The sequence below is a fragment of the Pseudomonas sp. IT-P44 genome (assembly GCF_949768225.1).
GTDB lineage: Bacteria > Pseudomonadota > Gammaproteobacteria > Pseudomonadales > Pseudomonadaceae > Aquipseudomonas > Aquipseudomonas migulae.
Genome location: NZ_CATKQM010000011.1, coordinates 43,536 through 70,504 on the forward strand (window position 1 = coordinate 43,536; position 26,969 = coordinate 70,504).

The 26,969-nt window shown below is 59.9% G+C and carries 25 protein-coding genes; 12 read left to right on the forward strand and 13 right to left on the reverse strand.

Going from position 1 to position 26,969, the window contains the following annotated elements; all coding sequences use genetic code 11:
- Positions 1-158: 158 nt before the first annotated feature.
- The gene (locus ACM6IO_RS06115) at positions 159-464 is read right to left on the reverse strand and encodes a ribbon-helix-helix domain-containing protein (protein WP_008025707.1); all 306 of its coding nucleotides are present in this window, start codon (positions 462-464) and stop codon (positions 159-161) included.
- A gap of 14 nt (positions 465-478) precedes the next feature.
- Entirely contained in the window at positions 479-1,060 is a 582-nt protein-coding gene (locus ACM6IO_RS06120; RefSeq protein ID WP_192228667.1) for a DJ-1/PfpI family protein, read from the reverse strand.
- A 293-nt stretch (positions 1,061-1,353) separates the two neighbouring features.
- Here ACM6IO_RS06120 and ACM6IO_RS06125 point away from each other — a divergent pair, with 293 nt between their 5' ends.
- Complete coding sequence (locus tag ACM6IO_RS06125; RefSeq protein ID WP_008025702.1) at positions 1,354-2,244, forward strand: DMT family transporter; 891 nt, start codon at positions 1,354-1,356, stop codon at positions 2,242-2,244.
- A 105-nt stretch (positions 2,245-2,349) separates the two neighbouring features.
- On the opposite strand, the gene ACM6IO_RS06130 is transcribed toward ACM6IO_RS06125, so the two are convergent.
- The 4 genes from ACM6IO_RS06130 to ACM6IO_RS06145 form a co-directional block, all read right to left on the reverse strand.
- Positions 2,350-3,564: a class I SAM-dependent methyltransferase gene (locus ACM6IO_RS06130; protein WP_414911157.1), complete on the reverse strand. Its 1,215-nt coding sequence runs from the start codon at positions 3,562-3,564 to the stop codon at positions 2,350-2,352.
- Between the two features lie 214 nt (positions 3,565-3,778).
- The gene (locus ACM6IO_RS06135; RefSeq protein WP_008025698.1) at positions 3,779-4,396 is read right to left on the reverse strand and encodes a TPM domain-containing protein; all 618 of its coding nucleotides are present in this window, start codon (positions 4,394-4,396) and stop codon (positions 3,779-3,781) included.
- 28 nt (positions 4,397-4,424) lie between these two features.
- Positions 4,425-5,180, reverse strand: a complete 756-nt coding sequence (locus ACM6IO_RS06140) for a TPM domain-containing protein (protein ID WP_414911158.1) — start codon at positions 5,178-5,180, stop codon at positions 4,425-4,427.
- A gap of 34 nt (positions 5,181-5,214) precedes the next feature.
- Positions 5,215-5,823 (reverse strand): LemA family protein, encoded by a 609-nt coding sequence (locus tag ACM6IO_RS06145; protein WP_008025694.1) that lies wholly within the window; start codon positions 5,821-5,823, stop codon positions 5,215-5,217.
- A 239-nt stretch (positions 5,824-6,062) separates the two neighbouring features.
- On the opposite strand from ACM6IO_RS06145, the gene bglX reads away from it, so the two are divergent.
- Entirely contained in the window at positions 6,063-8,354 is a 2,292-nt protein-coding gene (gene bglX, locus ACM6IO_RS06150; protein WP_223436432.1) for a beta-glucosidase BglX, read from the forward strand.
- A 140-nt stretch (positions 8,355-8,494) separates the two neighbouring features.
- On the opposite strand, the gene ACM6IO_RS06155 is transcribed toward bglX, so the two are convergent.
- The 5 genes from ACM6IO_RS06155 to ACM6IO_RS06175 form a co-directional block, all read right to left on the reverse strand.
- Entirely contained in the window at positions 8,495-9,652 is a 1,158-nt protein-coding gene (locus ACM6IO_RS06155; protein ID WP_414911159.1) for a phospholipase D-like domain-containing protein, read from the reverse strand.
- 1 nt (position 9,653) lies between these two features.
- Complete coding sequence (locus ACM6IO_RS06160) at positions 9,654-10,244, reverse strand: YceI family protein (protein ID WP_008039484.1); 591 nt, start codon at positions 10,242-10,244, stop codon at positions 9,654-9,656.
- A gap of 376 nt (positions 10,245-10,620) precedes the next feature.
- A complete protein-coding gene (locus tag ACM6IO_RS06165; protein ID WP_414911160.1) occupies positions 10,621-10,950 on the reverse strand; it encodes an amidase in 330 nt (109 codons plus the stop codon).
- A complete protein-coding gene (locus ACM6IO_RS06170; protein ID WP_414911161.1) occupies positions 10,947-12,041 on the reverse strand; it encodes a serine hydrolase domain-containing protein in 1,095 nt (364 codons plus the stop codon). Before ACM6IO_RS06170 ends, ACM6IO_RS06165 begins: the two co-directional genes overlap by 4 nt.
- Before the next feature lie 154 nt (positions 12,042-12,195).
- A complete protein-coding gene (locus tag ACM6IO_RS06175) occupies positions 12,196-13,074 on the reverse strand; it encodes an acyl-CoA dehydrogenase (RefSeq protein WP_008039481.1) in 879 nt (292 codons plus the stop codon).
- A gap of 154 nt (positions 13,075-13,228) precedes the next feature.
- Between ACM6IO_RS06175 and olsB the strand changes: the two genes are divergently transcribed.
- Both olsB and ACM6IO_RS06185 read left to right on the forward strand, forming a co-directional pair.
- On the forward strand, positions 13,229-13,984 hold the full coding sequence (gene olsB / locus ACM6IO_RS06180; RefSeq protein WP_008025682.1) for an L-ornithine N(alpha)-acyltransferase: 756 nt from the start codon (positions 13,229-13,231) through the stop codon (positions 13,982-13,984).
- Complete coding sequence (locus tag ACM6IO_RS06185) at positions 13,984-14,778, forward strand: lysophospholipid acyltransferase family protein (protein ID WP_223450946.1); 795 nt, start codon at positions 13,984-13,986, stop codon at positions 14,776-14,778. The genes olsB and ACM6IO_RS06185 overlap by 1 nt, the downstream gene beginning before the upstream one ends.
- Before the next feature lie 110 nt (positions 14,779-14,888).
- Here the strand turns inward: ACM6IO_RS06185 and ACM6IO_RS06190 are convergent, their stop codons facing one another.
- Positions 14,889-15,458, reverse strand: coding sequence for an ACP phosphodiesterase (locus tag ACM6IO_RS06190; protein ID WP_192228658.1), 570 nt, complete (start codon positions 15,456-15,458; stop codon positions 14,889-14,891).
- Between the two features lie 156 nt (positions 15,459-15,614).
- Between ACM6IO_RS06190 and ACM6IO_RS06195 the strand changes: the two genes are divergently transcribed.
- The 5 genes from ACM6IO_RS06195 to ACM6IO_RS06215 all read left to right on the forward strand — a co-directional run bounded on the left by ACM6IO_RS06195 (position 15,615) and on the right by ACM6IO_RS06215 (position 19,958).
- Complete coding sequence (locus tag ACM6IO_RS06195; RefSeq protein ID WP_226298752.1) at positions 15,615-15,917, forward strand: ArsR/SmtB family transcription factor; 303 nt, start codon at positions 15,615-15,617, stop codon at positions 15,915-15,917.
- A 34-nt stretch (positions 15,918-15,951) separates the two neighbouring features.
- On the forward strand, positions 15,952-17,118 hold the full coding sequence (locus ACM6IO_RS06200; RefSeq protein ID WP_192228657.1) for an MFS transporter: 1,167 nt from the start codon (positions 15,952-15,954) through the stop codon (positions 17,116-17,118).
- Between the two features lie 29 nt (positions 17,119-17,147).
- Positions 17,148-18,197, forward strand: a complete 1,050-nt coding sequence (locus ACM6IO_RS06205; protein WP_192228656.1) for an alkene reductase — start codon at positions 17,148-17,150, stop codon at positions 18,195-18,197.
- A 298-nt stretch (positions 18,198-18,495) separates the two neighbouring features.
- Positions 18,496-19,161, forward strand: a complete 666-nt coding sequence (locus ACM6IO_RS06210; protein ID WP_414911162.1) for a hypothetical protein — start codon at positions 18,496-18,498, stop codon at positions 19,159-19,161.
- Positions 19,162-19,310: 149 nt separating this feature from the next.
- Positions 19,311-19,958 carry a hypothetical protein gene (locus tag ACM6IO_RS06215; RefSeq protein ID WP_414911163.1) on the forward strand — a complete coding sequence of 216 codons (648 nt, stop codon included), beginning with the start codon at positions 19,311-19,313 and terminating at the stop codon, positions 19,956-19,958.
- 191 nt (positions 19,959-20,149) lie between these two features.
- On the opposite strand, the gene emhR is transcribed toward ACM6IO_RS06215, so the two are convergent.
- Positions 20,150-20,782, reverse strand: a complete 633-nt coding sequence (gene emhR / locus ACM6IO_RS06220; RefSeq protein WP_192228653.1) for an efflux system transcriptional repressor EmhR — start codon at positions 20,780-20,782, stop codon at positions 20,150-20,152.
- 268 nt (positions 20,783-21,050) lie between these two features.
- Here emhR and emhA point away from each other — a divergent pair, with 268 nt between their 5' ends.
- The 3 genes from emhA to emhC are packed head-to-tail and all read left to right on the forward strand — an operon-like array spanning position 21,051 to position 26,833.
- Positions 21,051-22,208 carry an efflux RND transporter periplasmic adaptor subunit EmhA gene (gene emhA, locus ACM6IO_RS06225; RefSeq protein ID WP_008025666.1) on the forward strand — a complete coding sequence of 386 codons (1,158 nt, stop codon included), beginning with the start codon at positions 21,051-21,053 and terminating at the stop codon, positions 22,206-22,208.
- A gap of 3 nt (positions 22,209-22,211) precedes the next feature.
- Positions 22,212-25,373, forward strand: a complete 3,162-nt coding sequence (gene emhB / locus ACM6IO_RS06230) for an efflux RND transporter permease subunit EmhB (RefSeq protein WP_008025664.1) — start codon at positions 22,212-22,214, stop codon at positions 25,371-25,373.
- Positions 25,373-26,833 (forward strand): efflux RND transporter outer membrane subunit EmhC, encoded by a 1,461-nt coding sequence (gene emhC, locus ACM6IO_RS06235; protein WP_192420621.1) that lies wholly within the window; start codon positions 25,373-25,375, stop codon positions 26,831-26,833. Before emhB ends, emhC begins: the two co-directional genes overlap by 1 nt.
- The last annotated feature ends 136 nt before the right edge of the window (positions 26,834-26,969 follow it).

The window sequence follows — 26,969 nt, forward strand, 5'->3', positions numbered from 1 at the left end:
TCTCCTTGGCGATTGAGGGGTTTCGCGCTTCAGAGTAAAGACCAGCCATGGATTTTTGTCGCCTGAACCGGCCTCTTCGCGGGCAAGCCTCGCTCCTACAGGAACGCGTTCCCCTGTAGGAGCGAGGCTTGCCCGCGAATGGATCGACACGGTCTACGCTATTTCACCACCGCACGAACCACCGACAACTCCGGCGCCTGCACCCGCCGTTGCGACAAATACCGCGTACAACTCACCCGCAAGAACGAAGCAAAATTCACCACTTCCCCGCGATAATCCATCACCTCTTCATACAGCTTGGCGATCAACTGGTTGGTGGTCATGCCGTCGACTTCGGCGATTTCGCTGAGGATGTCCCAGAACTGATTCTCCAGCCGCAGGGTGGTGACCACCCCGCAGATGCGCAGCGAGCGGGAGCGCGATTCGTAGAGAATCGGGTCGGCCTTGACGTAGAGCTCGCACATGAAAAAGTCCCTCGTTACAGCGTGATTTTGGTGCCCAGCAACCCGAGGAAACCGGCGAGCCAGCTCGGGTGGGCCGGCCAGGCCGGAGCAGTGGCCAGATTGCCTTGAACGTGACCTTCCGTCACCGGGATATCGATAAACGTACCGCCGGCCAAGCGTACTTCCGGTGCGCAAGCCGGGTAGGCGCTGCATTCGCGACCTTCCAGAATGCCTGCCGCCGCCAGCAATTGCGCACCGTGGCACACGGCGGCGATCGGTTTGCCGGCCTTGTCGAAGGCACGCACCAGGTCTAGGACTTTTTCGTTCAGGCGCAGGTATTCCGGGGCACGACCGCCGGGGATCAGCAGCGCGTCGTAGTCGGCTTCAGCAACCTTGGCAAAATCGAAGTTCAAGGCAAACAGATGCCCAGGCTTTTCGCTGTAGGTCTGGTCGCCTTCGAAGTCGTGGATCGCCGTGCGCACGGTCTGGCCGGCGGATTTGTCCGGGCAGACGGCGTGCACCGTGTGGCCGACCATCAGCAGTGCCTGGAACGGCACCATCACTTCGTAGTCTTCGACGTAATCGCCGACCAGCATCAGGATTTTCTTGGCAGCCATGGGGAGGACTCCTCTGGGGAAATGCTTAGGAGTATTCAAGGTAGTCGTTATCCAGAGGGGCAGGTAATAACCAGCTACTACGGCGTTATCGTTCTTCGCGGGCAAGCCTCGCTCCTACAGGATTTCGGTTGGTCGCGGTAATGCGCTCGGCACAAAACCTGTAGGAGCGAGGCTTGCCCGCGAAGGCGTCCTCAACTGTACGGATAACTCTGCGCCTAGCTGTAGCACCGCAGCCAACACGGTTTATGGCTAGATGAAGACACTTCCCACCACCCTCGATTCTGGTTCCCCTCATGTCCACGCGCGAAAACACCGGCATGGCCCTCGGCCTGCTCGGCGTTGTGATTTTCAGCCTGACCCTGCCCTTCACACGGATCGTCGTGCAGGAACTCCATCCGTTGCTCAACGGCCTCGGCCGTGCGCTGTTCGCGGCGATTCCGGCGGCGCTGTTGTTGCTGTGGCGCAGGGAAAAATGGCCGACCTGGAAACAGGTCAAAGGCCTGACGCTGGTGATCGCCGGCGTGATCCTCGGCTTCCCGGTTTTATCCGCCTGGGCGATGCAAACCTTGCCCGCGTCCCACGGCGCATTGGTCAACGGCCTGCAACCTCTGTGCGTGGCGCTGTACGCCGCGTGGTTGTCCCACGAACGCCCGTCGAAAGCCTTCTGGGCCTGCGCCGCGCTGGGCAGTGCGCTGGTGCTGGGTTACGCGTTGATCAGCGGTGCCGGGAGCATTCAGGCCGGTGATTTGCTGATGCTCGGCGCGATTGCCGTAGGCGGTCTGGGGTATGCCGAAGGGGGGCGCTTGGCCAAGGAGATGGGCGGCTGGCAGGTGATCTGCTGGGCGCTGGTGCTGTCGACGCCGCTGTTGATCGGACCGGTGGTGTACCTGGCGCTGCAACACCAGGGCGAAATTTCGGCCAAGACCTGGTGGGCCTTTGGTTATGTTTCGCTGTTCTCGCAGTTCATCGGCTTCTTCGCCTGGTACGCCGGGTTGGCCATGGGTGGCATTGCCCGGGTCAGTCAGATCCAGCTGTTGCAGATCTTCTTCACCATCGCGTTTTCGGCGTTGTTCTTCGGTGAACACATCGAGCCGATCACCTGGCTGTTTGCTGCCGGGGTGATCGTGACGGTGATGTTGGGGCGTAAAACGGCGGTCAAACCTGCACGTATTGCCACCGCGTAACTCTGACCGCCCCCGAATGCACTGACACAACTCAATCCTGTAGGAGCCGGCTTGCCGGCGATGGCGTCCGTGAAATCGCCGGCAAGCCGGCTCCTACAAGGTGTTTCAGAGGTATTTGTCAGAGCGCAGCAGGGTTTCCAGGCAATGTTCGGTGATGTGGTAGAAATCCTTCAGCTCCTGAATCTTCACCAACAACTGGGTCGGGTCCACCGGCTCGGCGCGCTTGACCGCCAGGATCATCTTGTTCTTGTTGGTGTGGTCCAGTGAGATGAACTCGAACACCTTGGTTTCATAACCGCAAGCTTCAAGGAACAACGCACGCAAACTGTCGGTGACCATTTCCGCTTGCTGACCCAGGTGCAAACCGTATTGCAGCATCGGCTTGAGCAGCGCCGGGCTCTGGATTTGCAGGCGGATCTGCTTGTGGCAGCACGGCGAGCACATGATGATCGACGCGCCGGAACGAATGCCGGTGTGGATCGCATAATCAGTGGCGATGTCGCAGGCATGCAGCGCGATCATCACATCCAGCTCGCTCGGCGCCACACTGCGCACGTCACCACACTTGAACACCAGCCCCGGGTGTTCCAGTTTCGCGGCGGCGGCGTTGCACAGGTTGACCATTTCTTCACGCAGCTCGACCCCGGTCACTTCGCCTTCGGCGTTCAGGGTGTTGCGCAAATAGTCGTGGATCGCGAACGTCAGGTAGCCCTTGCCCGAACCGAAGTCCGCGACCCGCACCGGTTTGTCCAGTGCCAGCGGCGAGGTGGTCAGGGCATGGCTGAAGACTTCGATGAACTTGTTGATCTGCTTCCACTTGCGCGACATCGCCGGGATCAGCTCGTGCTTGCTGTTGGTCACTCCGAGGTCGGCGAGGAACGGCCGGCTGAGGTCGAGGAAGCGGTTTTTCTCGCGGTTGTGCTCGGCGGACGGCACTTCGCGCAATTGCTGAGGTTTGCTCTTGAACAGCGAAGACTTGCCCTTTTTGCTGTATTCGAGCTGGGCTTCGTCGGTCAGCGACAACAAATGCGCATTTTTGAACGAGGCCGGCAGCAACGCGGCGATGGTCGCCACGCCCTCGGCCAGCGGCAGGTTCTTGGTGATGTCGCGGGTTTTGTAGCGGTAGACGAAGGACAGGCAAGGCTGATCCTTGACCGTCAGTTGCTTGATGATCAGCCGTTGCAGATCCGCTTCGGTGCCGACGTACTTGGCCAGCACCAGTTTGATAAAGGCATTGGCGTCGAGGCTGGTTTGCAGCAGGTCGATGAACTGGGCGTGGTGATCCGGCGCGAGGCTGGCGGGAGTGGCGGTGACGGACATGGAAAAAACGGCCTCGGGCGGAGCGAATCGGGAATGGCGGGTATTTTAGGGGGGATAAGGATTGAGGGCACGGGTAATTTCCCGAACGGCACACATCCCCTGTGGGAGCGGGCTTGCTCGCGAAGGCGGTGCTCAATCCAACATTGATGCCGGCTGACACGACGCCTTCGCGAGCAAGCCCGCTCCCACAGGGGAAAGCGTCGCGGCCTGGGATTCAGCCTAGAACCACCAACCGGTTCGGCAGCTCATTGCGCACATGCGTCACCGGCACGTGCACCTTGAGCAACTCGCCGCACGCCTCCACGCACGTCACAAAGCCCTGCAACGTCTGCCCCTGTTTCACCTGCTGGGTGAACGCCGCCACAATGGCGTCCCAGTTCTTGTTGTCCAGCCGTTTGGAAATCCCTTCGTCCACCAGGATTTCCACATAGCGCTCGGCCTCGCAAACGAAAATCAGCATGCCGGTGCTGCCAACGGTGTGGTGCAGGTTTTGCTCCAGGAACTGCCGGCGCGCCAGGTTCGAGGCGCGCCAGTGACGCACCGAGCGCGGGATCAGGTGCGTGGTGACTTTCGGAATACGGAACACCAGGCACAGCACGATGAAGGTGAGCCATTGCACCAGCAGCAGGCTGTGCATGGTCAGCCAGCCGGTCAAATAATGCACGACACCCGGCACCACCAGCGCCAGCAGGCTGGCCCATAGCAGCGGGATGTACGCATAGTCGTCGGCGCGGGCTGCAAGCACCGTCACCAGCTCGGCATCGGTGTCGCGCTCGACCCGGGCGATTGCCTCGGCGACTTTGCGTTGTTCGTGTTCAGTCAGTAATGCCATGTCTTAAAGTGCTCGTTCATTATTGTTATCACCAGCCGCCCGACGAACCGCCGCCCCCGAAACTGCCCCCACCGCCGCTGAAGCCCCCGCCTCCACCGCCGCCGCCAAAACCACCACCGCCGAAACCACCACTCGAACCACCCGACCCGCCTCGGCCCGCCGGCAGAATCCCGAACATCTGCAAGACGAATATCATCAGGATGAACAGAACCACCAGAAACACGAAAATCCCCGGGTGTCGGGAAACAAAATCACCGTCCTGATCGCCGCCCGACTCATAAATAGTCGACGGTTCATCCAGCGGGCTGCCGCCCAACACCACCAGCATCGCCGCGACCCCGTCGCTGATGCCCTTGCTGAAGTTACCGGCCTTGAACGCCGGGGTGATCACCTGATGGATGATCACCGAACTCTGCGCATCGGTCAGGCGATCTTCCAGGCCATAACCGACTTCAATCCGCAGCTTGCGCTCATCTCGGGCGACGATCAGCAGCGCGCCATTGTTCTTGTCCTTCTGGCCGATGCCCCAATGACGCCCGAGTTGGTAACCGAAGTCGGCAATCTCGGCGCCCTGCAAGTCCGGCAACGTCACCACCACCAACTGCTCGCCGGTGGCCTTTTCATGGGCATTGAGCTGTTGCGTCAGCTGCTCGCGCACCGACGGCTCGATCATCCCGGCGTTGTCCACCACCCGCCCGGTCAGCTCCGGAAACTTCAGCTCGGCCTGGGCCGTGGCAGCAAACACCCAAAGCAACAGCGCCAGGCCCACATTCAACACGCGCATTGGCAACCTCATCCGTGGTAATGCTTCAAGCCGGTCAGAACTTCACTTCAGGCGCTTTCTCGGCACCGGGGGTGGTGGCTTCAAAGGTTTCGCGGATCGGCAAGTCGCTGTACATCACGGTGTGCCACAAGCGGCCCGGGAAAGTGCGGATTTCGGTGTTGTAGTTCTGCACCGCGAGAATGAAATCGCGACGCGCCACGGCGATGCGATTCTCGGTGCCTTCCAGTTGCGATTGCAACGCCAGGAAATTCTGGTTGGCCTTGAGGTCCGGATAACGCTCGGACACCACCATCAAACGGCTCAAGGCACCGGTCAACTGATCCTGCGCCTGCTGGAACTGCTTGAGTTTCTCGGGGTTGTCGAGGGTGCTGGCATCCACCTGAATGGACGTCGCCTTGGCCCGGGCTTCAATCACCGCAGTCAGGGTTTCCTCCTCGTGTTTCGCATAGCCCTTGACGGTTTCCACCAGGTTGGGGATCAGGTCGGCGCGGCGCTGGTACTGGTTTTGCACCTGGCCCCAGGCGGCCTTGGCCTGTTCGTCGAGGGTCGGAATATTGTTGATGCCGCAACCGGCCAGCAACGTGGTCAGCAACATCAAGGCTGCGACCTGCAGGCTCGACCGAGTGTGATGTCGTACATTCATCTGGTTGACGCTCCCGTGCACATTCCGTTGAAAAAACAACCAGCAACCTCCTGACCGGACACTTCGGGCATAATCTGCCGCCGCTACTGGATTGCATCGAGCCAATGGGCTAAAAGATGCCCCTGCGCGAAAACACTGCGCAAGTGTGCCCGCATTTACCTGAACAACAATAGTCGCTCCCTAAATTTTGGCTGACCGGCGCGTATTCACTGCCGTTTGGGCTTTTGAGAAAACCATTCATGAAGAAGCTGTGTTTGCTGGGCCTGTTCGTCAGCCTGGCCAGTCATAACGTATTGGCCGCCACGACGCCCACACCTCTGGAAAACAAGGACGCTTTCATCAGCAACCTGATGAAGCAGATGACCCTCGATGAAAAAATCGGCCAGTTGCGCCTGATCAGCATCGGCCCGGAAATGCCTCGGGAGCTGATCCGCAAGGAAATTGCCGCCGGTAACATCGGCGGTACGTTCAACTCGATCACCCGCCCGGAAAACCGTCCGATGCAGGACGCGGCGATGCGCAGCCGGTTGAAGATCCCGATGTTCTTCGCCTACGACGTGATCCACGGCCACCGCACGATTTTCCCGATCCCTATCGCCTTGGCCTCGAGCTGGGACATGGACGCCATTGGCCTGTCCGGGCGCATCGCCGCCAAGGAAGCTTCGTCGGACGGCGTCGACCTCACTTTTGCGCCGATGGTCGACATCTCCCGCGACCCGCGCTGGGGCCGTACTTCCGAAGGCTTCGGTGAAGACACCTATCTGGTGTCGCGCATCGCCGGCGTGATGGTCAAGGCATTCCAGGGCGCCGGCGCGAACGCGGCCGACAGCATTATGGCCAGCGTCAAGCACTTCGCCTTGTATGGCGCGGTCGAGGGCGGTCGCGACTACAACGTCGTCGACATGAGCCCGGTCAAGATGTACCAGGATTACCTGCCACCGTACCGCGCCGCGATTGACGCCGGTGCTGGTGGGGTCATGGTCGCGTTGAACTCGATCAACGGCATACCGGCCACCGCCAACACCTGGCTGATGAACGACCTGTTGCGCAAGGAATGGGGCTTCAAAGGCCTGGCGGTCAGCGACCACGGGGCGATTTTCGAGCTGATCAAGCACGGCGTTGCCGCTGATGGCCGCGAAGCCGCGAAGCTGGCGATCAAGGCCGGCATTCATATGAGCATGAACGACACGCTCTACGGCAAGGAGCTGCCAGGGCTGCTCAAGGCCGGCGAGATCCAGCAGAGCGACATCGATAATGCTGTGCGAGCGGTGCTCGATGCCAAGTACGACATGGGTCTGTTCAAGGACCCGTACCTGCGCATCGGCAAGGCTGAAGATGATCCGGTCGACACTAACGCCGACAGCCGCCTGCACCGCGCCGAGGCCCGCGACGTTGCGCGCCGCAGCCTGGTGTTGCTGAAGAACCAGGGCGAAACCCTGCCGCTGAAGAAAACCGCGAAAATCATGCTGGTCGGTCCGTTGGCCAAGGCACCGATCGACATGATGGGCAGTTGGGCCGCCAACGGTCGCCCTGCGCAATCGGTGACACTGTTCGACGGTATGACCACCGCACTCGGTGCGCAGTCGACGCTGATCTACGCCCGTGGCGCCAACATCACCAGCGACAAGAAGGCGCTGGATTACCTGAACTTCCTCAACTTCGACGCACCGGAAGTGGTCGATGACCCGCGCTCGGCGCAAGTGCTGATCGACGAAGCGGTGAAAGCCGCCAAGGATGCCGATGTGGTGGTGGCAGCCGTGGGCGAATCCCGTGGCATGTCCCACGAGTCCTCCAGCCGTACCGACCTGAATATTCCGGAAAACCAGCGTGAACTGATTCGCGCCTTGAAGGCCACCGGAAAACCACTGGTGCTGGTGTTGATGAACGGACGTCCGTTGTCGATTCTCCAGGAGAAGGAACAGGCTGACGCGATTCTGGAAACCTGGTTCAGCGGCACTGAAGGCGGCAACGCCATCGCCGACGTTTTGTTCGGCGACTACAACCCGTCGGGCAAACTGCCGATCACCTTCCCGCGTTCGGTGGGCCAGATTCCGACCTACTACAACCACCTGAGCATTGGCCGGCCGTTCACGCCGGGCAAACCGGGCAACTACACCTCGCAGTATTTCGATGACACCACCGGCCCCCTGTTTCCGTTCGGCTTCGGTCTGAGCTACACCGATTTCAGCCTGACCGACATGGCCCTGTCATCGACCACGCTGAACAAGACCGGCAAGCTCGACGCCAGCGTCATGGTGAAAAACACCGGCAAGCGCGACGGCGAAACCGTGGTGCAGTTGTACATCCAGGACGTGACCGGCTCGATGATCCGGCCACTGAAGGAACTGAAGAACTTCCAGAAAATCACGCTCAAGGCCGGTGAACAGAAAGTCGTGCACTTCACCATCACCGAGGATGACCTGAAGTTCTTCAACGCTCAGTTGAAGTACGCAGCGGAGCCAGGCAAGTTCAACGTGCAGATCGGCCTGGATTCCCAGGACGTGACGCAGCAGAGCTTCGAACTTCTGTAATCCTTCAAACGCCACAAAACCTGTGGGAGCGGGCTTGCTCGCGAAAGCGGACTGTCAGTCAACATCTTCGTTGACTGACACGGCCCCTTCGCGAGCAAGCCCGCTCCCACATTTGATCCCAGTGTTTTCGGGATCTGCGTTCAGCCCCGGCGATCCAGCAGATTCACCACCAGCCGATCCACCCATCCCCAGATCCTCTGCTTCACCCGCCGCCACAGCGGCCGGCGTTGCCAGGCCTCCAGGCTCACTTCCTGGCTCAATGCAAAGTCCCGCTCGAAACTCGCCGCCACCGCACGCGTCAGCCCCGGGTCCAGCGCTTCAAGGTTGGCTTCCAGGTTGAATCGCAAATTCCAGTGATCGAAATTACACGAGCCAATGCTCACCCAATCATCGACCAGCACCATTTTCAGGTGCAGGAAACACGGCTGGTATTCGAAGATCTTCACCCCGGCCTTGAGCAATCGCGGGTAGTAACGATGCCCGGCATAACGCACCGACGGGTGATCGGTGCGCGGACCGGTCAACAACAGACGCACATCAACGCCTCGAGCTGCCGCCCGGCGCAACGAGCGGCGGACTTTCCAGGTCGGCAGGAAATACGGTGTGGCCAGCCAGATTCGCTTTTGCCCGCTGTTCAGCGCACGAACCAGCGATTGCAGGATGTCGCGGTGCTGGCGGGCGTCGGCATACGCGACCCGGCCCATGCCCTCGCCCATCGGCGGCACACGTGGCAATCGCGGCAAACCGAAATGCGAGGCAGGTTTCCAGGCGCGGCGATGGCGGTTGGCGATCCATTGGCGATCGAACAGCAACTGCCAATCGATGACCAGAGGACCGGTGATTTCCACCATCACTTCGTGCCATTCGCTGACGTCTTCGCCCGGCGTCCAGAACTCATCGGTGACACCGGTGCCGCCGACCACAGCCATGCTCTGATCGACCAGCAACAGCTTGCGATGATCGCGGTAGAAATTGCCGACCCAGCGTCGCCAGCTCAGGCGATTGTAGAAGCGCAGCTCTACGCCGGCCGCCATCAGCCGCTGACGCAAGGTCAGGGTAAACGCGAGGCTGCCGTAATCATCGAACAGGCAGCGCACCCGCACGCCGCGCTCAGCGGCCTGGACCAGTGCCTGAACCATGGCCTCGGCACACGCGCCCGCCTCCACCAGGTACAGCTCCAGTTCAACTTGTTCCTCGGCGCGCGCAATCGCGACCAGCATCCGCGGAAAGAACTGCGGACCGTCGATCAGCAGTTCGAAGCTGTTGCCTTCACGCCAGGGAAAAATCGCGCCGGCCATGTCAGCGCGCCGTGAAAATCAGCACCGCACCCACCGGCACCGACAGACTGATGGCCGACAACCCGGCGACCTTGCGCAAGCTGTCCAGCCCCGGCGCCAGATCAAAATCCTCGGCGTTGATCACCAGTGGTTCGAGCGTGACCACCTGAAAGCGCCGGTCATCGAGGCGAGTCGCCAACAACTCGGCGTTGTACTCACGGGTTTTGCCGTGGAGGTTGACGGTCACCGGCAAGCGCAGCTCGAGTTGCGCACCAGGGGCGAGGTCGTTGATCGGGCGCAAATCAATCTGCGCAGTGATCAACGCTTCGGGAAAGGTCTGGATCTCGAACAACTCCTTGCGCATGCGTTCGTCACGCAAGGGGATGCCGCTGTTCACCGAATCCAGCTCGACTTCCACCTCGGCCAGTCCCTTGGGACTGACCTTGCCATGCAGCACCAGGAAGCGCTGCACTTCGGAAACATTGGCGTTTTTGGTGCTGACAAATGACAGCCGCGAGGATTCGCCGTCCAGGTACCAATTGGCCTGAGCCGACAAAGTAGCGCTGGCCAGCAGCACAAAGGCGAGGGTTTTGGTGAGGGACCGCTTGAACATAAAGACTCGTGGGGCAGATAAACCTGAACGAACCTTAACCGTCCGCGAGCGCATTGCAAACCGCGATGACCAAACACAGCACCTGTAGGAGCCCGGCTTGCCGGCGATGGCGTCCCTGAGATCGCCATCGCCAGCAAGCCGGCTCCTACAGGTTTGGCGTGAACCTTCAACCTTGAGCACACCGCAAATCCGTAGGAGCCCGGCTTGCCGGCGATGGCGTTCCTGAGATCGCTATCGCCAGCAAGCCGGCTCCTACAGGTTTGGCGTGAACCTTCAATTCTTGAGCACACCGCAAATCCGTAGGAGCCCGGCTTGCCGGCGATGGCGTTCCTGAGATCGCTATCGCCGGCAAGCCGGCTCCTACAAAAGCAATCTGTCAGGGTTGCAGACGGCAGCCTTGGTGTTCGCCGATCCATTGCGCGCTGTTGCTGCGCCCCATGCCGCTGACCGTCACGCGTTTGCCGGCGGCGTCATCGGTAAAACCGCTGAAGGGCAGCCATTGCTTCACATAGCCACGGCAATACTCGGCGTCGTTGTTCATCACGTATCGGCACGAGCAGTATTCCTTGGCGGTGTAGGCGCTGATGATGTCCGGGAAGGCCCATAGCGCCACGCGCTCGTGCCAGATCCAGCCAAGCAAGGCGATCAGCAGGATCAACAACAGCGAACTGAACGGTCGGCGGCGGACAAACGGGCGACAGCTCATGGCTGCACCTTCCCGGCGAATGCCTTGCGCGCAAGGTTGAGCAATGCGTTGTGGCTGTAGCTACCGTCGCGGTCGTCGCCGTAGCGCACGATCACCAGTTTTTCGCTGGGGATCACGTACATCGCCTGACCCCAATGGCCAAGGGCGGCGAAGGTATCGGGAGGTGCATCGGGCCAGGGTTGTGCTGCGCCATCCACGGCGCGGTTGAGCCACCACTGACCGCCCGGAACTGCGTCGTCCTGATTCGCTTGATAGTGGGCGAAGGGCTCACGATTGAAGGTGACCCAGTCTTTGGGGAGCAATTGCCGCTCGCCCCAACGGCCGTCACGCGCCATCAACAGGCCGACTCGCGCCAGGTCGCGGGCGGTGAGGTAGGCATAGGACGAGGCGACGAAAGTGCCCGTGCCGTCGGTTTCCCACACCGCGTGGCGAATCCCCAGCGGCTCGAACAGCGCGGTCCACGGATAGTCGGGATAACGCGCCGGGCCGACGATGTTTTTCAGCGCCGCGGACAACAGATTGCTGTCGCCGCTGGAATAGCGAAAAGCCTGACCGGGCTTGGCGTACTCGGCGTGATCGGTGGTGAAGGCGGCCATGTCGTGATGGCCGCGGGTGTAGAGCATGGCTACCACCGAGGACTTCAACGGTGCGTATTCGTAGTCTTCCTGCCAGTCCAGGCCCGAGGCCCAGTGCAGCAGATCGGCCAGGGTGATCGCCGGGTGTTTTTTCAGCGCTGGATAGAACTTCAGCACCGGGTCCTGCAATTTGAACAGGCCTTCGCCATAGGCGACGCCGAGCACCGTGGCCATGAGGCTCTTGCTGATCGACCAGGTCAGGTGCGGCGTGTCGGCGCTGGTCGGGCCGGCGTAGCGTTCGTAGATCAACTGACCGTCGCGGATCACCAGCAAGGCGTCAGTGCGGATGCCTTTTCGGCTGATGTCATCTCGGGGTGGGAAGGCGTAGGTTTCCAGGGCTTGCAGCGCCGGGCCGCTCGGGGTCGGGCCAGTCGACCATTGCTCGGCGGGCCAGGTTTCGGCCTGGGTCGAGAGGCTGAGCAGCAGCATGAAAAACAGGGACAAGCCTTTGAACATGGCGGGGGCTCGGCGGATTTGATTGCTGAGCCTAGTTGAGGTTTATGACAGATCTAAAATTTGTGTCGTCAATGAAGACGCCTTCGCGGGCAAGCCTCGCTCCTACAGGGACGGTGCCATCCGTAGGAGCGAGGCTTGCCCGCGAAGAGGCCCGTCAGATCGCCGCCAACGCCTTGGCCAACCGCTTGCCCCGCGCCCCCGCCGCCAAATCCATCACCGCCTGATCCCGCTGCCACATCGCCGCCCACTGCGGCGGGCCATCGGCCAATGCCTGGTTCACCTCAACCTTCAACCCGTCGAACTGCGCAAACAACCCGCCCAGCAACACATGCCCCGCCGGATTGTTCGGCGCCTGCCGGCTCATTTCCGCACACCCGGCCAACAGCGCCAGCAAACGCAACTGCAAGGCCTGCGGCCAGTCGCTGTCCTGGCCGACGCCATACAACCACGCCGTCATCGCGCTCAACACATAGACGTCTTCCAGCGTTCTGAACGGTTTGACGTACGCATCCCAGCCATCCCCCGCCAGCAATTCACACAAGGCATGGTCGAGAAACAGCCGGCCATGACTGATGTCCGGCATCAGCGGGATCGGCGGGAGTTTTTCCAGACGCACACCCGGCTCACCGGGATAAACCACCGCCAGGCTCAGGCGCGGCGACTCGCCAGGCGCTTCACTGCGCGCAGCGATCAGCAGCCAGTCGGCCGCATCGCCGGCGGTCACGAAATCCTTGCGTCCGCTCAGGCGCAGTTCGCTCAGGCGCGTCTGCATGTCCGCCACTCGCAGGCTGCGCTGTTCGGTCGCGCACAACGCGCCAAGACTCGGCGGCGCGCTCGGCCACAGCATGCGCAAAGCCGCCTGATAGCCCACCAGAAACGCCAGCCCCGGTGTCGCCATCAGGCGTCCACCGCCCACCGCCAACTCAAACGGCGTGACCGTGCCCAACTGCTGCAACAAGGTCGCGAAGCCTTCACCGAGGTCCGGATTGGCGGGCAAGCGATCGCGGCGTTTCAACAGGGTTTGCCAGGGCATAAGAGGCTCCTCGTGGGCTGTCATATAAGCATCACCAAAGCTTCATGGCGATGACACCGGGGCTACATAGCCTGACTTTGCACAACACGGCCGCATAAAGAAAGTCGATCGGCTCTAACCCAAGACGGGTGACCAGCCCGCACGGAGAATCGCAATGACTCAGATCGCCCGCATCAGCGACACCGGCAATGAACGCCGCCTGCAAGCCGAACGCCTGGTGGGCGCCGAGGCCTTGCAGGAAGCCCAGGCTTTGCGCTTCAACGTGTTCAGCGGCGAGTTCAACGCCAAGCTCAAAGGCGCGGAACTGGGTCTGGACATGGATGACTATGATGTTCACTGCGCCCACATCGGCGTGCGTGACCTGAACACCGGGCGCCTGGTGGCAACCACCCGTTTGCTAGACCACACCGCCGCCAGCAGCCTGGGCAAATTTTACAGCGAAGAAGAATTCAGCCTGCACGGCCTGATCCAACTCAAAGGCCCGATCCTCGAAATCGGCCGTACCTGCGTCGACCCGGCCTACCGCAACGGCGGCACCATCGCCGTGCTCTGGGGTGAACTGGCCGAAGTCCTGAACCAGGGCGGCTACAGCTATCTGATGGGTTGCGCGAGCATCCCGATGCAGGACGGCGGCATTCAGGCTCACGCGATCATGCAGCGTCTGCGCGAACGTTACCTGTGCACCGAGAACCTGCGCGCCGAACCGAAAAAACCGTTGCCGGTTCTGGACATCCCCTCCAACGTCATCGCCGAAATGCCGCCGCTGCTCAAGGCCTACATGCGCCTCGGTGCGAAGATTTGCGGCGAGCCGTGCTGGGACGAAGACTTCCAGGTCGCCGACGTGTTCATCCTGCTCAAGCGCGACGAACTCTGCCCGCGCTACGCCAAACACTTCAAGGCGGCTGTGTAATGAGCCGCTTGCGGGTGTACGCGCGGATTGCGCGAGTGTTGGTCGTGGTGGCATTGGGGTTGAGCATGGCCAGTGTCTTCGGTTTGTTCGAGCGTTTGGGCATCGCCCATTCAATGGTCCGCCGTCAGCGCTGGTCGCGATTTTTCATGGCACGCCTGGCGAATGCCCTGCCCTTTCGCGTGACCGTGCACGGTGAATTGCCGAAGGAGCCGATGCTCTGGGTCAGCAACCACGTGTCCTGGACGGACATTCCGCTGCTGGGCATGCTCACGCCGATGTCATTCCTGTCCAAGGCCGAAGTGCGCACCTGGCCGGTGGCGGGCTGGTTGGCGGCCAAGGCCGGCAGCCTGTTTATCCGCCGTGGTTCGGGTGACAGTCAGTTGATCCGCAAACAGATGACGCGCCACCTGGAACAAGCGCATCCGCTGCTGATGTTCCCGGAAGGCACCACCACCGATGGCCGTTCGTTGCGCACCTTCCATGGTCGCTTGCTGTCGGCGGCGATTGATTCGCAAGCGAAGTTGCAACCGTTGGCGATTCGTTACCTGCGCGAGGGTGAAATCGATTCGCTGGCGCCGTTCATTGGCGATGATGACTTGCTCTCGCACCTGATGCGCCTGTTTGCCAATGACCGGGGCGATGTGGAGATTCATCTGCTCAAGCCGATTGCCTGCGAAGGCCGGGAACGCGCGGCGCTGGCGTTCGAAGCGCAGCAGGCGGTGCAGAAGGTGTTGTTTGGCGAGGTGGCGAAACCGGCAGAGCCACGGCGCCCCGGCGAACTCATCGCCGCGTAACACTGCCTTTCTGTAGGAGCGAGGCTTGCCCGCGAAGGGAACGCTGCGGTGTAACTGATATACCGCGTTATCGTTCTTCGCGGGCAAGCCTCGCTCCTACAGGTTTTGTGTCAGCGGTTCCGGGCGAAATCCTGAAGCTGTGGGTAGAACAACCGAAAATCCTCGCTCAACGGCTCATACAACATCCGCAACTCCTGCATCGCCGCCGCCAGTTCCTCGGGCCTGGTCAGCCGCCGCGAAATCCCCCGCAGTACCTGCTCCAACACGTCGAATTCCCGATAAGAACCCAGCCAGTCATTCGCCACCATGTGCGGCGCAATCCTCGCCAGGCGTTCCGGTAATTGCGGCTCATTGGACAGCACCCGATACACATCGCCGGTGAACAGCGCCAGCGGCCGGTCGGCATACAGCGTCCAGTCCCGCGCCAGGCAATGGTCAAAAAACACATCGAGCACGATCCCGGCATAACGCCGGCGGGTCAGGGAAAACCGCGACAACGCCACGTCCACCATCGGATGGCGGTCGGTAAACACGTCGATGCTGCGATGCAACTGGATAGCCGCTTCGATCTCCGGGTCGAACTGCCCTTGCAGCCGTCCTTTGACGAAATCGCCATACAGACTGCCGAGCAATTGACCGGGACGCTGGCCACCGAGGTGAAGATGTGCGAGATAGTTCATGCCGCCCAGCTTAACACTGCGGCATTCATATCGTTATAACCCGATATACCGATTTATGCGGTCATCAGATCAAAATCATATTTGTATATCGCGAAATACCGATTTAAAGTTCGCCTCATCGCGATATAGCGTTTTACTCATCACGAGCCCCAAGCCATGAACCTCGACCTCGACGAAATAATAAAAGCCCTGGCACACCCAGTACGGCGAGAAATCCTGCACTGGCTCAAAGACCCGGACGTCGAATTTCCCGACCAGACCCACAGCAACGAGCACGGCGTCTGCGCCGGGCAGATCGATCAACGGTGCGGTTTGTCGCAGTCCACGGTGTCCGCACACCTGGCGACCCTGCAACGCGCCGGCCTGATCAGCAGCCGCAAAGTCGGCCAGTGGCACTTTTTCAAACGCAACGAGGAAACCATCCAGGAATTCCTCCGCACCTTCAGCAAAGAGCTCTGACCCTTAACGTCAGTCAGCCGACAAGGAATCAACAATGCCCCTCTCGCTCCTCATCCTGGCCTTGAGCGCCTTCGCCATCGGCACCACCGAGTTCGTCATCATGGGCCTGCTGCCCGATGTGGCGGCCGACCTCGGTGTGTCGATCCCCGGCGCCGGCTGGCTGGTGACCGGTTACGCCCTGGGCGTGGCCATCGGTGCGCCGTTCATGGCACTGGCCACCGCCAGGCTGCCGCGCAAGGCTGCACTGGTGGCGTTGATGGGGATATTCATCATCGGCAATCTGCTCTGCGCAGTGGCCAGTGACTACAACGTGCTGATGTTTGCCCGAGTGGTGACAGCCCTCTGCCACGGTGCGTTCTTCGGTATCGGTTCGGTAGTGGCTGCGGGCCTGGTGCCAGCCAACAAACGCGCTTCGGCCGTGGCCCTGATGTTCACTGGCCTGACCCTGGCCAACGTCCTCGGCGTGCCGCTGGGCACCGCGCTGGGTCAACAAGCGGGCTGGCGCTCGACGTTCTGGGCGGTGACCGTTATCGGCGTGATCGCCTTGATCGGCCTGATCCGCTTCCTGCCGGCCAAGCGCGACGAAGAGAAACTCGACATGCGCGCCGAGCTGCGTGCCCTCAAAGGCGCCGGTATCTGGCTGTCGTTGAGCATGACCGCGCTGTTCGCCGCGTCGGTGTTCACCTTGTTCACCTACGTCGCCCCGCTGCTGGGCGAGGTGACCGGCGTCTCGCCACGCGGCGTGACCTGGACGCTGATGCTCATCGGCCTGGGCCTGACGGTCGGCAACATCATCGGCGGCAAACTGGCCGACAAAGGCTTGGCGGCGACGCTGGTCGGGGTGTTCATCAGCATGGCCGTGGTGTCCACCGTACTGACCTGGACCAGCGTTGCGCTGATCCCGACCGAAATCACCCTGTTCCTCTGGGCCACCGCGTGCTTTGCCGCCGTACCCGCCCTGCAAGTGAACGTGGTGACCTACGGCAAGGCTGCACCGAACCTGGTCTCGACCCTGAACATCGGCGCCTTCAACGTCGGCAACGCACTCGGTGCCTGGGTCGGCGGCAGCGTCATCGCCCACGGCTACGGCCTGACCAGCGTGCCACTGGCGGCCGCCGCACTGGCGGTACTCGCCCTGCTGGTGACCCTGATTACTTTCCGTCAGAGCGGTAATCCCGAACTGGCCCCTGCTACCAACTGACTCACTGATACCTCACGAGGGTGCATTTCATGACGACTATTTTCGATCCGATCAAACTGGGCGACCTCGAGTTGGCCAACCGCATCATCATGGCTCCGCTGACCCGCTGCCGCGCCGACGAAGGCCGTGTGCCAAACGCGCTGATGGCCGAGTACTACGTTCAACGCGCCTCGGCCGGCCTGATCCTCAGCGAAGCCACCTCGGTCACGCCGATGGGCGTTGGCTACCCGGACACTCCGGGCATCTGGTCCAACGATCAAGTGCGCGGCTGGACTAACGTCACCAAGGCGATCCACGGCGCGGGCGGCAAGATCTTCCTGCAACTGTGGCACGTCGGCCGGGTTTCCCACGAGTCGTACCTGAACGGCGAAAAACCGGTCGCACCGAGCGCCATCCAGCCCAAAGGCCATGTCAGCCTGGTTCGCCCACTGGCCGATTACCCGACGCCGCGCGCCCTGGAAACCGCTGAAATCGCCGACATCGTCGACGCTTACCGCGTCGGTGCCGAAAACGCCAAGGCCGCCGGTTTTGACGGCGTGGAAATCCACGGCGCCAACGGTTACCTGCTCGACCAGTTCCTGCAAAGCAGCACCAACCAGCGCACCGACCAATACGGCGGCTCCGTGGAAAACCGTGCTCGCCTGCTGTTGGAAGTGACCGATGCCGCCATCGAAGTCTGGGGCGCCGGCCGCGTCGGTGTGCACCTGGCACCGCGTGCCGACTCCCATGACATGGGTGACGACAACCTCGCCGAAACCTTCACCTACGTCGCTCGCGAACTGGGCAAACGTGGCATCGCGTTCATCTGCTCCCGCGAAAAAGAAGGCACCGACAGCCTCGGCCCGCAAATCAAGGAAGCCTTCGGCGGTCCGTACATCGTCAACGAACGCTTCACCAAGGACAGCGCCAACGCCTGGCTGGCCAGCGGCAAGGCCGACGCGGTCGCCTTCGGCGTGCCGTTCATTGCCAACCCGGATTTGCCGGCACGCTTGAAAGCCGATGCGCCGCTGAACGAAGCGCGTCCGGAGCTGTTCTACGGCAAGGGCCCGGTCGGCTACATCGACTACCCGACGCTGTAATCGTCACCCGCTGAAACGCAAAAAGCCCCGACTCGAAAGAGCCGGGGCTTTTTTGTCGGATGCTTAGTTTTCTTTATTTAAAGTGCCGAAGCTACGAATGCCCCCTTCGTACCTTGTAAAAAAACCCGAAGTTCCTGTTTTTTTCACTTTGATGCGTTATTGCACTTTTCTTCGACGGGATAGTCTTCGGATTTATCTGACTATTCAGGGCAATAAATCAATACACATCTGAACAACGGACTTTCTCTAACTGCTGATATCTTCGATCACTCAAACAAGCTCCAGAGAGACCGAAATCATGGACGAGAAACAAAGCAAAAAGACCAACCACAATATTTCAGACATAAAACTTGAAAACACCCCAACAATCGAGAATCTTCTAACTGCCGCGTACGACAACCTTCAAGGCATGATAGATTCAATAAAAGATACTGCCTCTACATTTGAAAACTCCATTACCAGAGAGGAAAAAATAAAAATCGAGCTGAGTAATAAATTTAAAAAATTTGTAGAAGACATTGAAAACAAAGAGGCAGAAGCATGGCCTCCCCCTGACCTCCAGGACTCTGTAACAAGCGTTATTATTGCCATCTATAACGGCACTTCGGATATTTTCAAACTGAGCTACTCCAACTGGGATGCAACGACAGAACCAGAGGGTGAATACGACGTTTCGCCCTGGAGCTCCAAGTCCTACATAATGGATAGCGCACCACCCGAACTAGGAGAAAGCGGAGTCAAAACCTACTTCACTTACACAGCGATCGAGAAAAGTTTTGATATATTGACGCAGGTAAAAATTGAGAACCCGATACCAATATTCCCCTTCCCCGGGTTCGACACACCTGAATGGGAACTCAAAATTCGCTCCTTTGGCGACGCTCAGCCGACATACAGAACCTATATAGCCCAGCGCCTATCTGAACACCCTTATAGTTACAGAGTTGTAATTATTCTTGATTGAAACACTCACGTCCAGGCTGACGACCTGACACTGTTGGTAAAAGCCGCGCACGCCATCAATGTACTCGCACTTATCAAACGAAATATCATTGATGCGCCTCAACATGCAATGACAGCAAGCCCCATTCAACCCAATCGAAAGGAATCGATATGAACGACATCAAAGAAACCAGTAACAAATACGAAGATCTACTATCGTTTTTCAATTACACTTCCATTGGCACACTTTACAACCTGACACCACTACTATTCAGCGAAGAGAATCAGCAGGCGCTGGATGAGTTGATCGGGATCGCCCAAGTAGAATTAATCGGCTTCCTCGAAAATATTGAGTCAGAGCGCGAGTTGAATCAGAAAATCGAACAGTGGCGTCATCAAGATGAAAGTTCGAAAAACACTCGTGTGATCGTCAAACTCATTAACAACACACCGCACACGTTTAAAATCGCACAAACCAGTCTGCCTTTGCGCCCATCAGAGCGTGAGTCATTCCTGCTCGGGGCTCACGCAGAGACAGCATTCAAATCCGATTTTGCCTATACGTACGCCGCTCCGTGGCCGAAGAACAAAATCATGTTCAATCAGTTCGTGGATTTTATCGATCAGGACGTCGGGATACGTTTTGAGCTCGGCATGATCATGAACAAATCCTTCGGCGTTATTTCGCCAAGACACAGGGCAACGGTAAAAAACACCGTCACCTCCATCGGCTCATCCAAAATCAATTGCTCCACCAAAATCACCCGCATGGCAGAGGATCAGCCTTTCAACTTCGAGGTGGAAATCACACTGGGCTGAAGCAGCGACCACTGGGGATCGCTCTTACCTTTTCACATCTGCGACACAAATTTCCTACAAAATACGTAGCTCGCTACCTGTCATCCCAGAGCGCGTCCCTATATAAAAGCACCCCAGTACACCAACGCGGGCGAAGAGTTGATCTTCGCCCGCGTCTATTGACATAAACGGATCCAATTACGCATGTTGCTTCATTTTCGCAGGCTGGGACTGAAACGCAGCATGTCCAGCCCGGTATCGACCCAACGCTCGGCCTCGGTATGCAGCTGGAAACTGTCCGGTGCGAGCAACCATTGGTACAGCAGGCCATCTATATAGGCATGAATGCTGATGGCCGCACGGGCGGTGTCGAGATTTTCCGGCAGCTGCCCGCGATTCACGGCATTACGCAAGGTCAGGCCAATGCGCATGTTGCATTCGAGGCTGGCCGTTCGGCGCTGCTGGCGCAGGTCGCACATTTCATCGGTGAATTCGCACTTATGAAACAGAATCTCGTTGATGCGCCGGGTCTTGGGGTCCAGCGCAACTTCATGAAACAAATGAATCAGCAGCCGGCGCATACAGCCCAGCGGATCGAGCTCGTCTTCGCTCTCCGCGGCTTTGGCCAGCTCATCAAGGGGCTCATGCAAGCTGTCGAGCATGGCCTGCACCAGATCGGCCTTGTTGCTGAAATGCCAGTAAATGGCGCCACGGGTGACGCCGGCCAGGGTTGCGATGTCCGCCAGCGTCGTGCGGGCCACGCCCCGCTCGAAAAAGGCTTTTTCGGCCGCCTCGAGTATCTGGCTGCGGGTTTCTTGAGCTTCCTCTTTGGTGCGACGGACCATGGCAGTACAACCTCAATCAGGATGCTTCAGCGATGTCTGAATATCAGCTGAATAAAAGTGGGGCGAGCGCTCTTGGGACTCGTCCCCGGGCCTACAATTCCAACCTTGCGACGGCCTCTGTAACAGCGAGGGTACACAGCCAAGGTATTTACAAACAACCGTGAATGTAAGTATATTCCTTAGCATGCTACTTATCCACCCGGTACCCAATTTTTAACCTTCCATCTTTTCTTGTGCGTTTTTTTGCGCGCCTGACCCGAGGATTTTCATGCAATTCAAGCCAGCTGTTACCGCTCTGGTCACTGCCGTCGCCTTGGCATCGCTGCTCAGCGGATGCAAAAAGGAAGAAGCGGCACCGGCCGCTCCACCGCCTCAGGTCGGCGTTGTCACCCTGCAACCTCAAGCCTTCACCCTGACGTCCGAGCTGCCGGGTCGCACCAGCGCCTACCGCATCGCGGAAGTTCGCCCGCAGGTCAACGGCATCATTCTCAAACGTCTGTTCAAGGAAGGCGGCGACGTCAAGGCCGGCCAACAGCTGTATCAGATCGATCCAGCCGTCTATGAAGCCACGCTGAAAAGCGCCGAAGCCAACCTGCAACAGACCAAGTCGATCTCCGATCGCTACAAGCAACTGGTCAACGAACAGGCTGTGAGCCGTCAGGAATACGACACCGCACAGGCCAACCGCCTGCAATCGGAAGCCGCCCTGCAAAGCGCCCAGATCAATGTGCGCTACACCAAAGTGTATGCGCCACTGTCCGGTCGCATCGGTCGTTCCAGCGTGACCGAAGGCGCACTGGTCACCAGTGGCCAGGCGGACGCCATGGCGGTGATCCAGCAACTCGACCCGATCTACGTCGATGTCACCCAGTCCTCGGTAGAGCTGCTTGAACTGCGCCGCGAACTGGAAAGCGGTCGCCTGCAAAAGGCCGGCGACAACTCGGCGGCGGTCAAGCTGACCCTCGAAGACGGCAGCCAGTACAAGCTCGACGGCAAGCTCGAATTCTCCGAAGTCTCGGTTGACCAGACCACCGGTTCCGTCACCCTGCGTGCGGTGTTCCCGAACCCTGATCACACCCTGTTGCCCGGCATGTTCGTTCACGCCCAGCTTCAGGCCGGCGTGAATGCAGCCGCCATCCTGGCGCCGCAACAAGGCGTGACCCGCGACCTCAAAGGCTCCCCGACCGCGCTGGTCGTCGGTGCGGACAACAAGGTCGAACTGCGTCAGCTCAAGGCCAGCCGCACTGTCGGCAGCCAGTGGCTGATCGAGGACGGCCTGAAAGCCGGCGATCGCCTGATCACCGAAGGGCTGCAATTCGTCAAACCTGGCATTGAAGTCAAAGCCACTGAGGCGACTAACGTTGGCGCAAAGAACCCGGCCCCCGCACAGGCAGCTAACAAGGCTTCCAGCGGCAAAGGGGAGTAAACCATGTCGAAATTTTTTATCGACCGTCCGATTTTCGCCTGGGTAATTGCCCTGGTGATCATGCTGGTCGGGGCTCTATCGATCCTCAAGTTGCCGATCAACCAGTACCCGAGCATTGCGCCTCCGGCGATCGCCATTTCCGTGGCCTACCCGGGCGCTTCCGCGCAAACCGTGCAAGACACCGTGGTTCAGGTGATCGAGCAGCAACTCAACGGTATCGACAACCTGCGTTATGTGTCCTCGGAAAGTAACTCCGACGGCACCATGACGATCACCGCGACCTTCGAGCAAGGCACCAACTCCGATACCGCGCAGGTTCAGGTCCAGAACAAGCTGAACCTGGCCACCCCGCTGCTGCCGCAAGAAGTACAGCAGCAAGGTATCCGCGTGACCAAGGCAGTGAAAAACTTCCTGCTGGTGATCGGCGTGGTCTCGCGTGACGGCAGCATGACCAAGGACGACCTGTCCAACTACATCGTGTCCAACATGCAGGATCCGATCTCGCGGACAGCCGGCGTGGGCGACTTCCAGGTGTTCGGTTCCCAGTACGCCATGCGTATCTGGCTCGACCCGGCCAAGTTGAACAACTTCAACCTGACCCCGATTGACGTGAAAACCGCCATCGCCGCGCAAAACGTCCAGGTATCGTCCGGCCAGCTCGGCGGCCTGCCGGCCCTGCCCGGCACTCAGTTGAACGCGACGATCATCGGCAAGACCCGCCTGCAGACCGCTGAGCAATTCAACAGAATCCTGCTCAAGGTCAACAAGGACGGCTCCCAGGTTCGCTTGAAAGATGTCGCCGACGTCGGTCTGGGTGGCGAGAACTACAGCATCAACGCCCAGTTCAACGGCGCCCCGGCTTCCGGCCTGGCGGTGAAACTGGCCAACGGTGCCAACGCCCTCGACACCGCGAAAGCCCTGCGCAAGACCATCGACAGCCTCAAGCCGTTCTTCCCGCAAGGGATGGAAGTGGTGTTCCCGTACGACACCACGCCAGTGGTGACCGAGTCGATCAAGGGTGTGGTTGAAACCCTGGTCGAAGCGATCGTGCTGGTGTTCCTGGTGATGTTCCTGTTCCTGCAGAACTTCCGCGCCACCGTCATCACCACGATGACTGTCCCGGTGGTATTGCTGGGTACGTTCGGCATCCTCGCGGCGTTCGGTTTCAGCATCAACACCCTGACCATGTTCGGTATGGTGTTGGCCATCGGCTTGTTGGTGGACGATGCCATCGTCGTGGTGGAAAACGTCGAGCGGGTCATGAGCGAAGAAGGCTTGTCACCCAAGGAGGCCACCAAGAAATCCATGGGGCAGATCCAGGGTGCGCTGGTCGGTATTGCCCTGGTGCTCTCGGCGGTACTGTTGCCGATGGCGTTCTTCGGCGGTTCCACGGGTGTGATCTACAAGCAGTTCTCGATCACCATCGTCTCGGCCATGGCCCTGTCGGTACTGGTCGCGCTGATCTTCACCCCGGCGCTCTGCGCCACCATGCTCAAAGCCATTCCCAAGGGCGAGCATGGCGTGCCGAAACGCGGCTTCTTCGGCTGGTTCAACCGCAACTTCGACCGTAGCGTGAAAAGCTACGAGCGTGGTGTCGGCAACATTCTGCGCAACAAGGCACCGTACCTGCTGGCCTACGTGATCATCGTCGTCGGCATGATCTGGTTGTTCATGCGTATTCCTTCCTCGTTCCTCCCGGAGGAAGACCAGGGCGTACTGTTTGCTCAGGTGCAGACCCCGGCCGGCTCGACTGCCCAGCGCACTCAGGTCGTCGTGGACGAGATGCGTGAATTCCTGCTGCGTCCAAGCAAGGATGGCGGTGAAGGCGATGCGGTGAACTCGGTGTTTACCGTGACCGGCTTCAACTTCGCCGGCCGTGGCCAGAGTTCGGGTATGGCGTTCATCATGATGAGGCCGTGGCACGAACGTAACGCCGACAACAACGTGTTCAAAGTCGCGGCCCGTGCGCAACAGCACTTCTTCACCTTCCGTGACGCCATGGTGTTCGCGTTCGCACCGCCAGCGGTACTGGAGCTGGGTAACGCCACCGGTTTCGACGTGTTCCTGCAAGACCGCGCCGGTATCGGTCACGAAAAGCTGATGGCTGCCCGTAACCAGTTCCTCGGCATGGCGGCGCAGAGCAAAGTGCTGGCGCAAGTGCGCCCGAACGGTCTGAACGACGAGCCGCAATTCCAGTTGGAAATCGACGACGAGAAGGCCAGTGCGCTGGGCGTTACCATCGCCGACATCAACAACACCTTGTCGATTGCCTTGGGCAGTAGCTATGTGAACGACTTCATCGACCGTGGTCGTGTGAAGAAGGTTTACGTGCAAGGCCAGCCCGGCGCGCGCATGAGCCCTGAAGACCTGAAGAAGTGGTACGTGCGCAACAGCACCGGGACCATGGTTCCCTTCACCGCGTTTGCCAAGGGTGAGTGGATTTACGGTTCGCCAAAACTGGCCCGTTACAACGGCGTAGAAGCGATGGAAATCCTCGGCTCCCCTGCCCCGGGTTATTCCACCGGTGAAGCCATGGCCGAAGTCGAGGCGCTTGCCCTGAAACTGCCGGCCGGTGTCGGTATTTCCTGGACCGGTCTGTCGTATGAAGAACGACTGGCGGGCTCCCAGGCGCCTGCACTGTTCGCGCTGTCGATTCTGATGGTGTTCCTGTGCCTGGCGGCGCTGTACGAAAGCTGGTCGATTCCGATTGCCGTTGTGCTCGTGGTGCCACTGGGGATTATCGGTGCGTTGATGGCCACCAGCCTGCGGGGTCTGTCCAACGACGTGTACTTCCTCGTGGGTCTGTTGACCACCATCGGTCTGGCGGCGAAAAACGCCATTCTGATCGTCGAGTTCGCCAAGGATCTGCACGAACAGGGCAAGAGCTTGCAGGAGGCTGCCATCGAGGCCTGCCGCATGCGTTTGCGCCCGATCATCATGACCTCCCTGGCGTTCATTCTCGGTGTAGTGCCTCTGGCCATTTCCAGCGGCGCCGGCTCTGGCAGCCAACACGCCATCGGTACCGTGGTAATTGGCGGTATGATCACCGCCACCGTATTGGCGATCTTCTGGGTCCCGTTGTTCTTCGTCACCGTGTCGGCCATGGGTCAGCGAAAAATCGCTGATCAGGACGACGCTATTGAACCTTCTAAAGAGGCTGGCTAATGAGCAAGTCGCTACTCTCCATCGCAGTCGCGGCCTTCGTGCTGAGCGGCTGCTCGCTGATACCCGATTATCAGCAGCCTGAAGCACCGGTGGCCGCCCAGTACCCGCAAGGCCCGGCGTATTCGCCGGCCCAGGCGCCGAGCCAGGCTGCCGCCGAACAGGGCTGGAAGCAGTTTTTCCATGACCCGGCGTTGCAGCAGCTGATCCAGCTGTCCCTGGAAAACAACCGCGACCTGCGTGTCGCGGCGCTGAACATCGACGCGTTCGCGGCGCAGTACCGCATCTCGCGTGCCGACCTGTTCCCGGCGGTTTCGGCCAACGGTACCGGCAGCCGTCAGCGGGTTCCGGCTGACGCTTCACAGACCGGTCAGGCAGGCATCACCAGTTCCTACTCGGCCACCGTCGGCATCAGCGCCTATGAACTCGACCTGTTTGGTCGGGTTCGCAGCCTGAACGAAGAAGCCCTGCAGAAGTACTTCGCCACTGAAGAAGGCCGTCGCAGCACGCAAATCAGTCTGGTGGCCAGCGTGGCGAATGCCTACCTGACCTGGCAGGCCGATAAAGAGCTGCGCAAACTGACTCAGGACACCCTCGCTGCGTTCGAGGAGAGCTACAAGCTCACCGCGCGCAGCAACGAAGTAGGCGTGGCCTCGGCGTTGGACCTGGCGCAGTCGCGCACTTCGGTGGAAAACGCCCGTGCGCAACTGGCCCGCTACACACGCCAGGTCGCCCAGGATGAAAACAGCCTGGTGCTGCTGCTCGGCACCGGTATCCCGGCCAATCTGCGGGAAGCCAGGCCGCTGTCTGACGATTTGCTGAGCGATGTACCGCCTGGCCTGCCGTCGGATCTGCTGCAACGTCGTCCGGACATTCTGCAAGCCGAATACAACCTGAAAGCAGCCAACGCCAACATCGGCGCGGCGCGCGCAGCGTTCTTCCCGAGCATCAGCCTCACCGCCAATGCCGGTACGTTGAGCCCGGACCTGTCCGGCCTGTTCAAGGGCGGTTCGGGCACGTGGTTGTTCCAGCCGCAAATCAACCTGCCGATCTTCAACGCCGGCAGCCTGCGCGCCAGCCTGGATTACTCGAAAATCCAGAAAGACATCGGCGTAGCGAACTACGAGAAGTCCATTCAAACGGCCTTCCAGGAAGTCGCCGACGGCCTGGCCGCCCGCCAGACCTACACCGAGCAGTTGCAGGCCCAGCGTGATTTCGTCACCGCCAACCAGGACTACTACCGTCTGGCCGAGCGTCGTTATCGCATTGGCGTCGACAGCAACCTGACCTTCCTCGATGCCCAGCGTCAGCTGTTCAGTGCCCAACAGGCGCTGATCACCGACCGCCTGGCGCAGCTGACCAGCGCAGTGAATCTGTACAAGGCACTGGGCGGTGGCTGGAACGAGCAGACTGCGAAAGTCGAGCCGCTGAAAGAAGAAGCGCCGAAGCTGAAGTTGTTCTGATCGAGTTGCTGTAAACACGAAGCCCACCGTTTGGTGGGCTTTTTGTTGGCTGCTGGAAAAGGTTTGTTGGCAATGCAGGCCCCTTCGCGGGCAAGCCTCGCTCCTACAGGTTGCGTGTCGATCACAAAATGTGTGA

Coding starts and splice junctions, on each gene's coding strand:
- ACM6IO_RS06115 (WP_008025707.1), bottom strand. CDS start 464: ATGTGCGAGCTCTACGTCAAGGCCGACCCGATTCTCTACGAATCGCGC.
- ACM6IO_RS06120 (WP_192228667.1), bottom strand. CDS start 1,060: ATGGCTGCCAAGAAAATCCTGATGCTGGTCGGCGATTACGTCGAAGAC.
- ACM6IO_RS06125 (WP_008025702.1), top strand. CDS start 1,354: ATGTCCACGCGCGAAAACACCGGCATGGCCCTCGGCCTGCTCGGCGTT.
- ACM6IO_RS06130 (WP_414911157.1), bottom strand. CDS start 3,564: ATGTCCGTCACCGCCACTCCCGCCAGCCTCGCGCCGGATCACCACGCC.
- ACM6IO_RS06135 (WP_008025698.1), bottom strand. CDS start 4,396: ATGGCATTACTGACTGAACACGAACAACGCAAAGTCGCCGAGGCAATC.
- ACM6IO_RS06140 (WP_414911158.1), bottom strand. CDS start 5,180: ATGCGCGTGTTGAATGTGGGCCTGGCGCTGTTGCTTTGGGTGTTTGCT.
- ACM6IO_RS06145 (WP_008025694.1), bottom strand. CDS start 5,823: ATGAATGTACGACATCACACTCGGTCGAGCCTGCAGGTCGCAGCCTTG.
- bglX (WP_223436432.1), top strand. CDS start 6,063: ATGAAGAAGCTGTGTTTGCTGGGCCTGTTCGTCAGCCTGGCCAGTCAT.
- ACM6IO_RS06155 (WP_414911159.1), bottom strand. CDS start 9,652: ATGGCCGGCGCGATTTTTCCCTGGCGTGAAGGCAACAGCTTCGAACTG.
- ACM6IO_RS06160 (WP_008039484.1), bottom strand. CDS start 10,244: ATGTTCAAGCGGTCCCTCACCAAAACCCTCGCCTTTGTGCTGCTGGCC.
- ACM6IO_RS06165 (WP_414911160.1), bottom strand. CDS start 10,950: ATGAGCTGTCGCCCGTTTGTCCGCCGCCGACCGTTCAGTTCGCTGTTG.
- ACM6IO_RS06170 (WP_414911161.1), bottom strand. CDS start 12,041: ATGTTCAAAGGCTTGTCCCTGTTTTTCATGCTGCTGCTCAGCCTCTCG.
- ACM6IO_RS06175 (WP_008039481.1), bottom strand. CDS start 13,074: ATGCCCTGGCAAACCCTGTTGAAACGCCGCGATCGCTTGCCCGCCAAT.
- olsB (WP_008025682.1), top strand. CDS start 13,229: ATGACTCAGATCGCCCGCATCAGCGACACCGGCAATGAACGCCGCCTG.
- ACM6IO_RS06185 (WP_223450946.1), top strand. CDS start 13,984: ATGAGCCGCTTGCGGGTGTACGCGCGGATTGCGCGAGTGTTGGTCGTG.
- ACM6IO_RS06190 (WP_192228658.1), bottom strand. CDS start 15,458: ATGAACTATCTCGCACATCTTCACCTCGGTGGCCAGCGTCCCGGTCAA.
- ACM6IO_RS06195 (WP_226298752.1), top strand. CDS start 15,615: ATGAACCTCGACCTCGACGAAATAATAAAAGCCCTGGCACACCCAGTA.
- ACM6IO_RS06200 (WP_192228657.1), top strand. CDS start 15,952: ATGCCCCTCTCGCTCCTCATCCTGGCCTTGAGCGCCTTCGCCATCGGC.
- ACM6IO_RS06205 (WP_192228656.1), top strand. CDS start 17,148: ATGACGACTATTTTCGATCCGATCAAACTGGGCGACCTCGAGTTGGCC.
- ACM6IO_RS06210 (WP_414911162.1), top strand. CDS start 18,496: ATGGACGAGAAACAAAGCAAAAAGACCAACCACAATATTTCAGACATA.
- ACM6IO_RS06215 (WP_414911163.1), top strand. CDS start 19,311: ATGAACGACATCAAAGAAACCAGTAACAAATACGAAGATCTACTATCG.
- emhR (WP_192228653.1), bottom strand. CDS start 20,782: ATGGTCCGTCGCACCAAAGAGGAAGCTCAAGAAACCCGCAGCCAGATA.
- emhA (WP_008025666.1), top strand. CDS start 21,051: ATGCAATTCAAGCCAGCTGTTACCGCTCTGGTCACTGCCGTCGCCTTG.
- emhB (WP_008025664.1), top strand. CDS start 22,212: ATGTCGAAATTTTTTATCGACCGTCCGATTTTCGCCTGGGTAATTGCC.
- emhC (WP_192420621.1), top strand. CDS start 25,373: ATGAGCAAGTCGCTACTCTCCATCGCAGTCGCGGCCTTCGTGCTGAGC.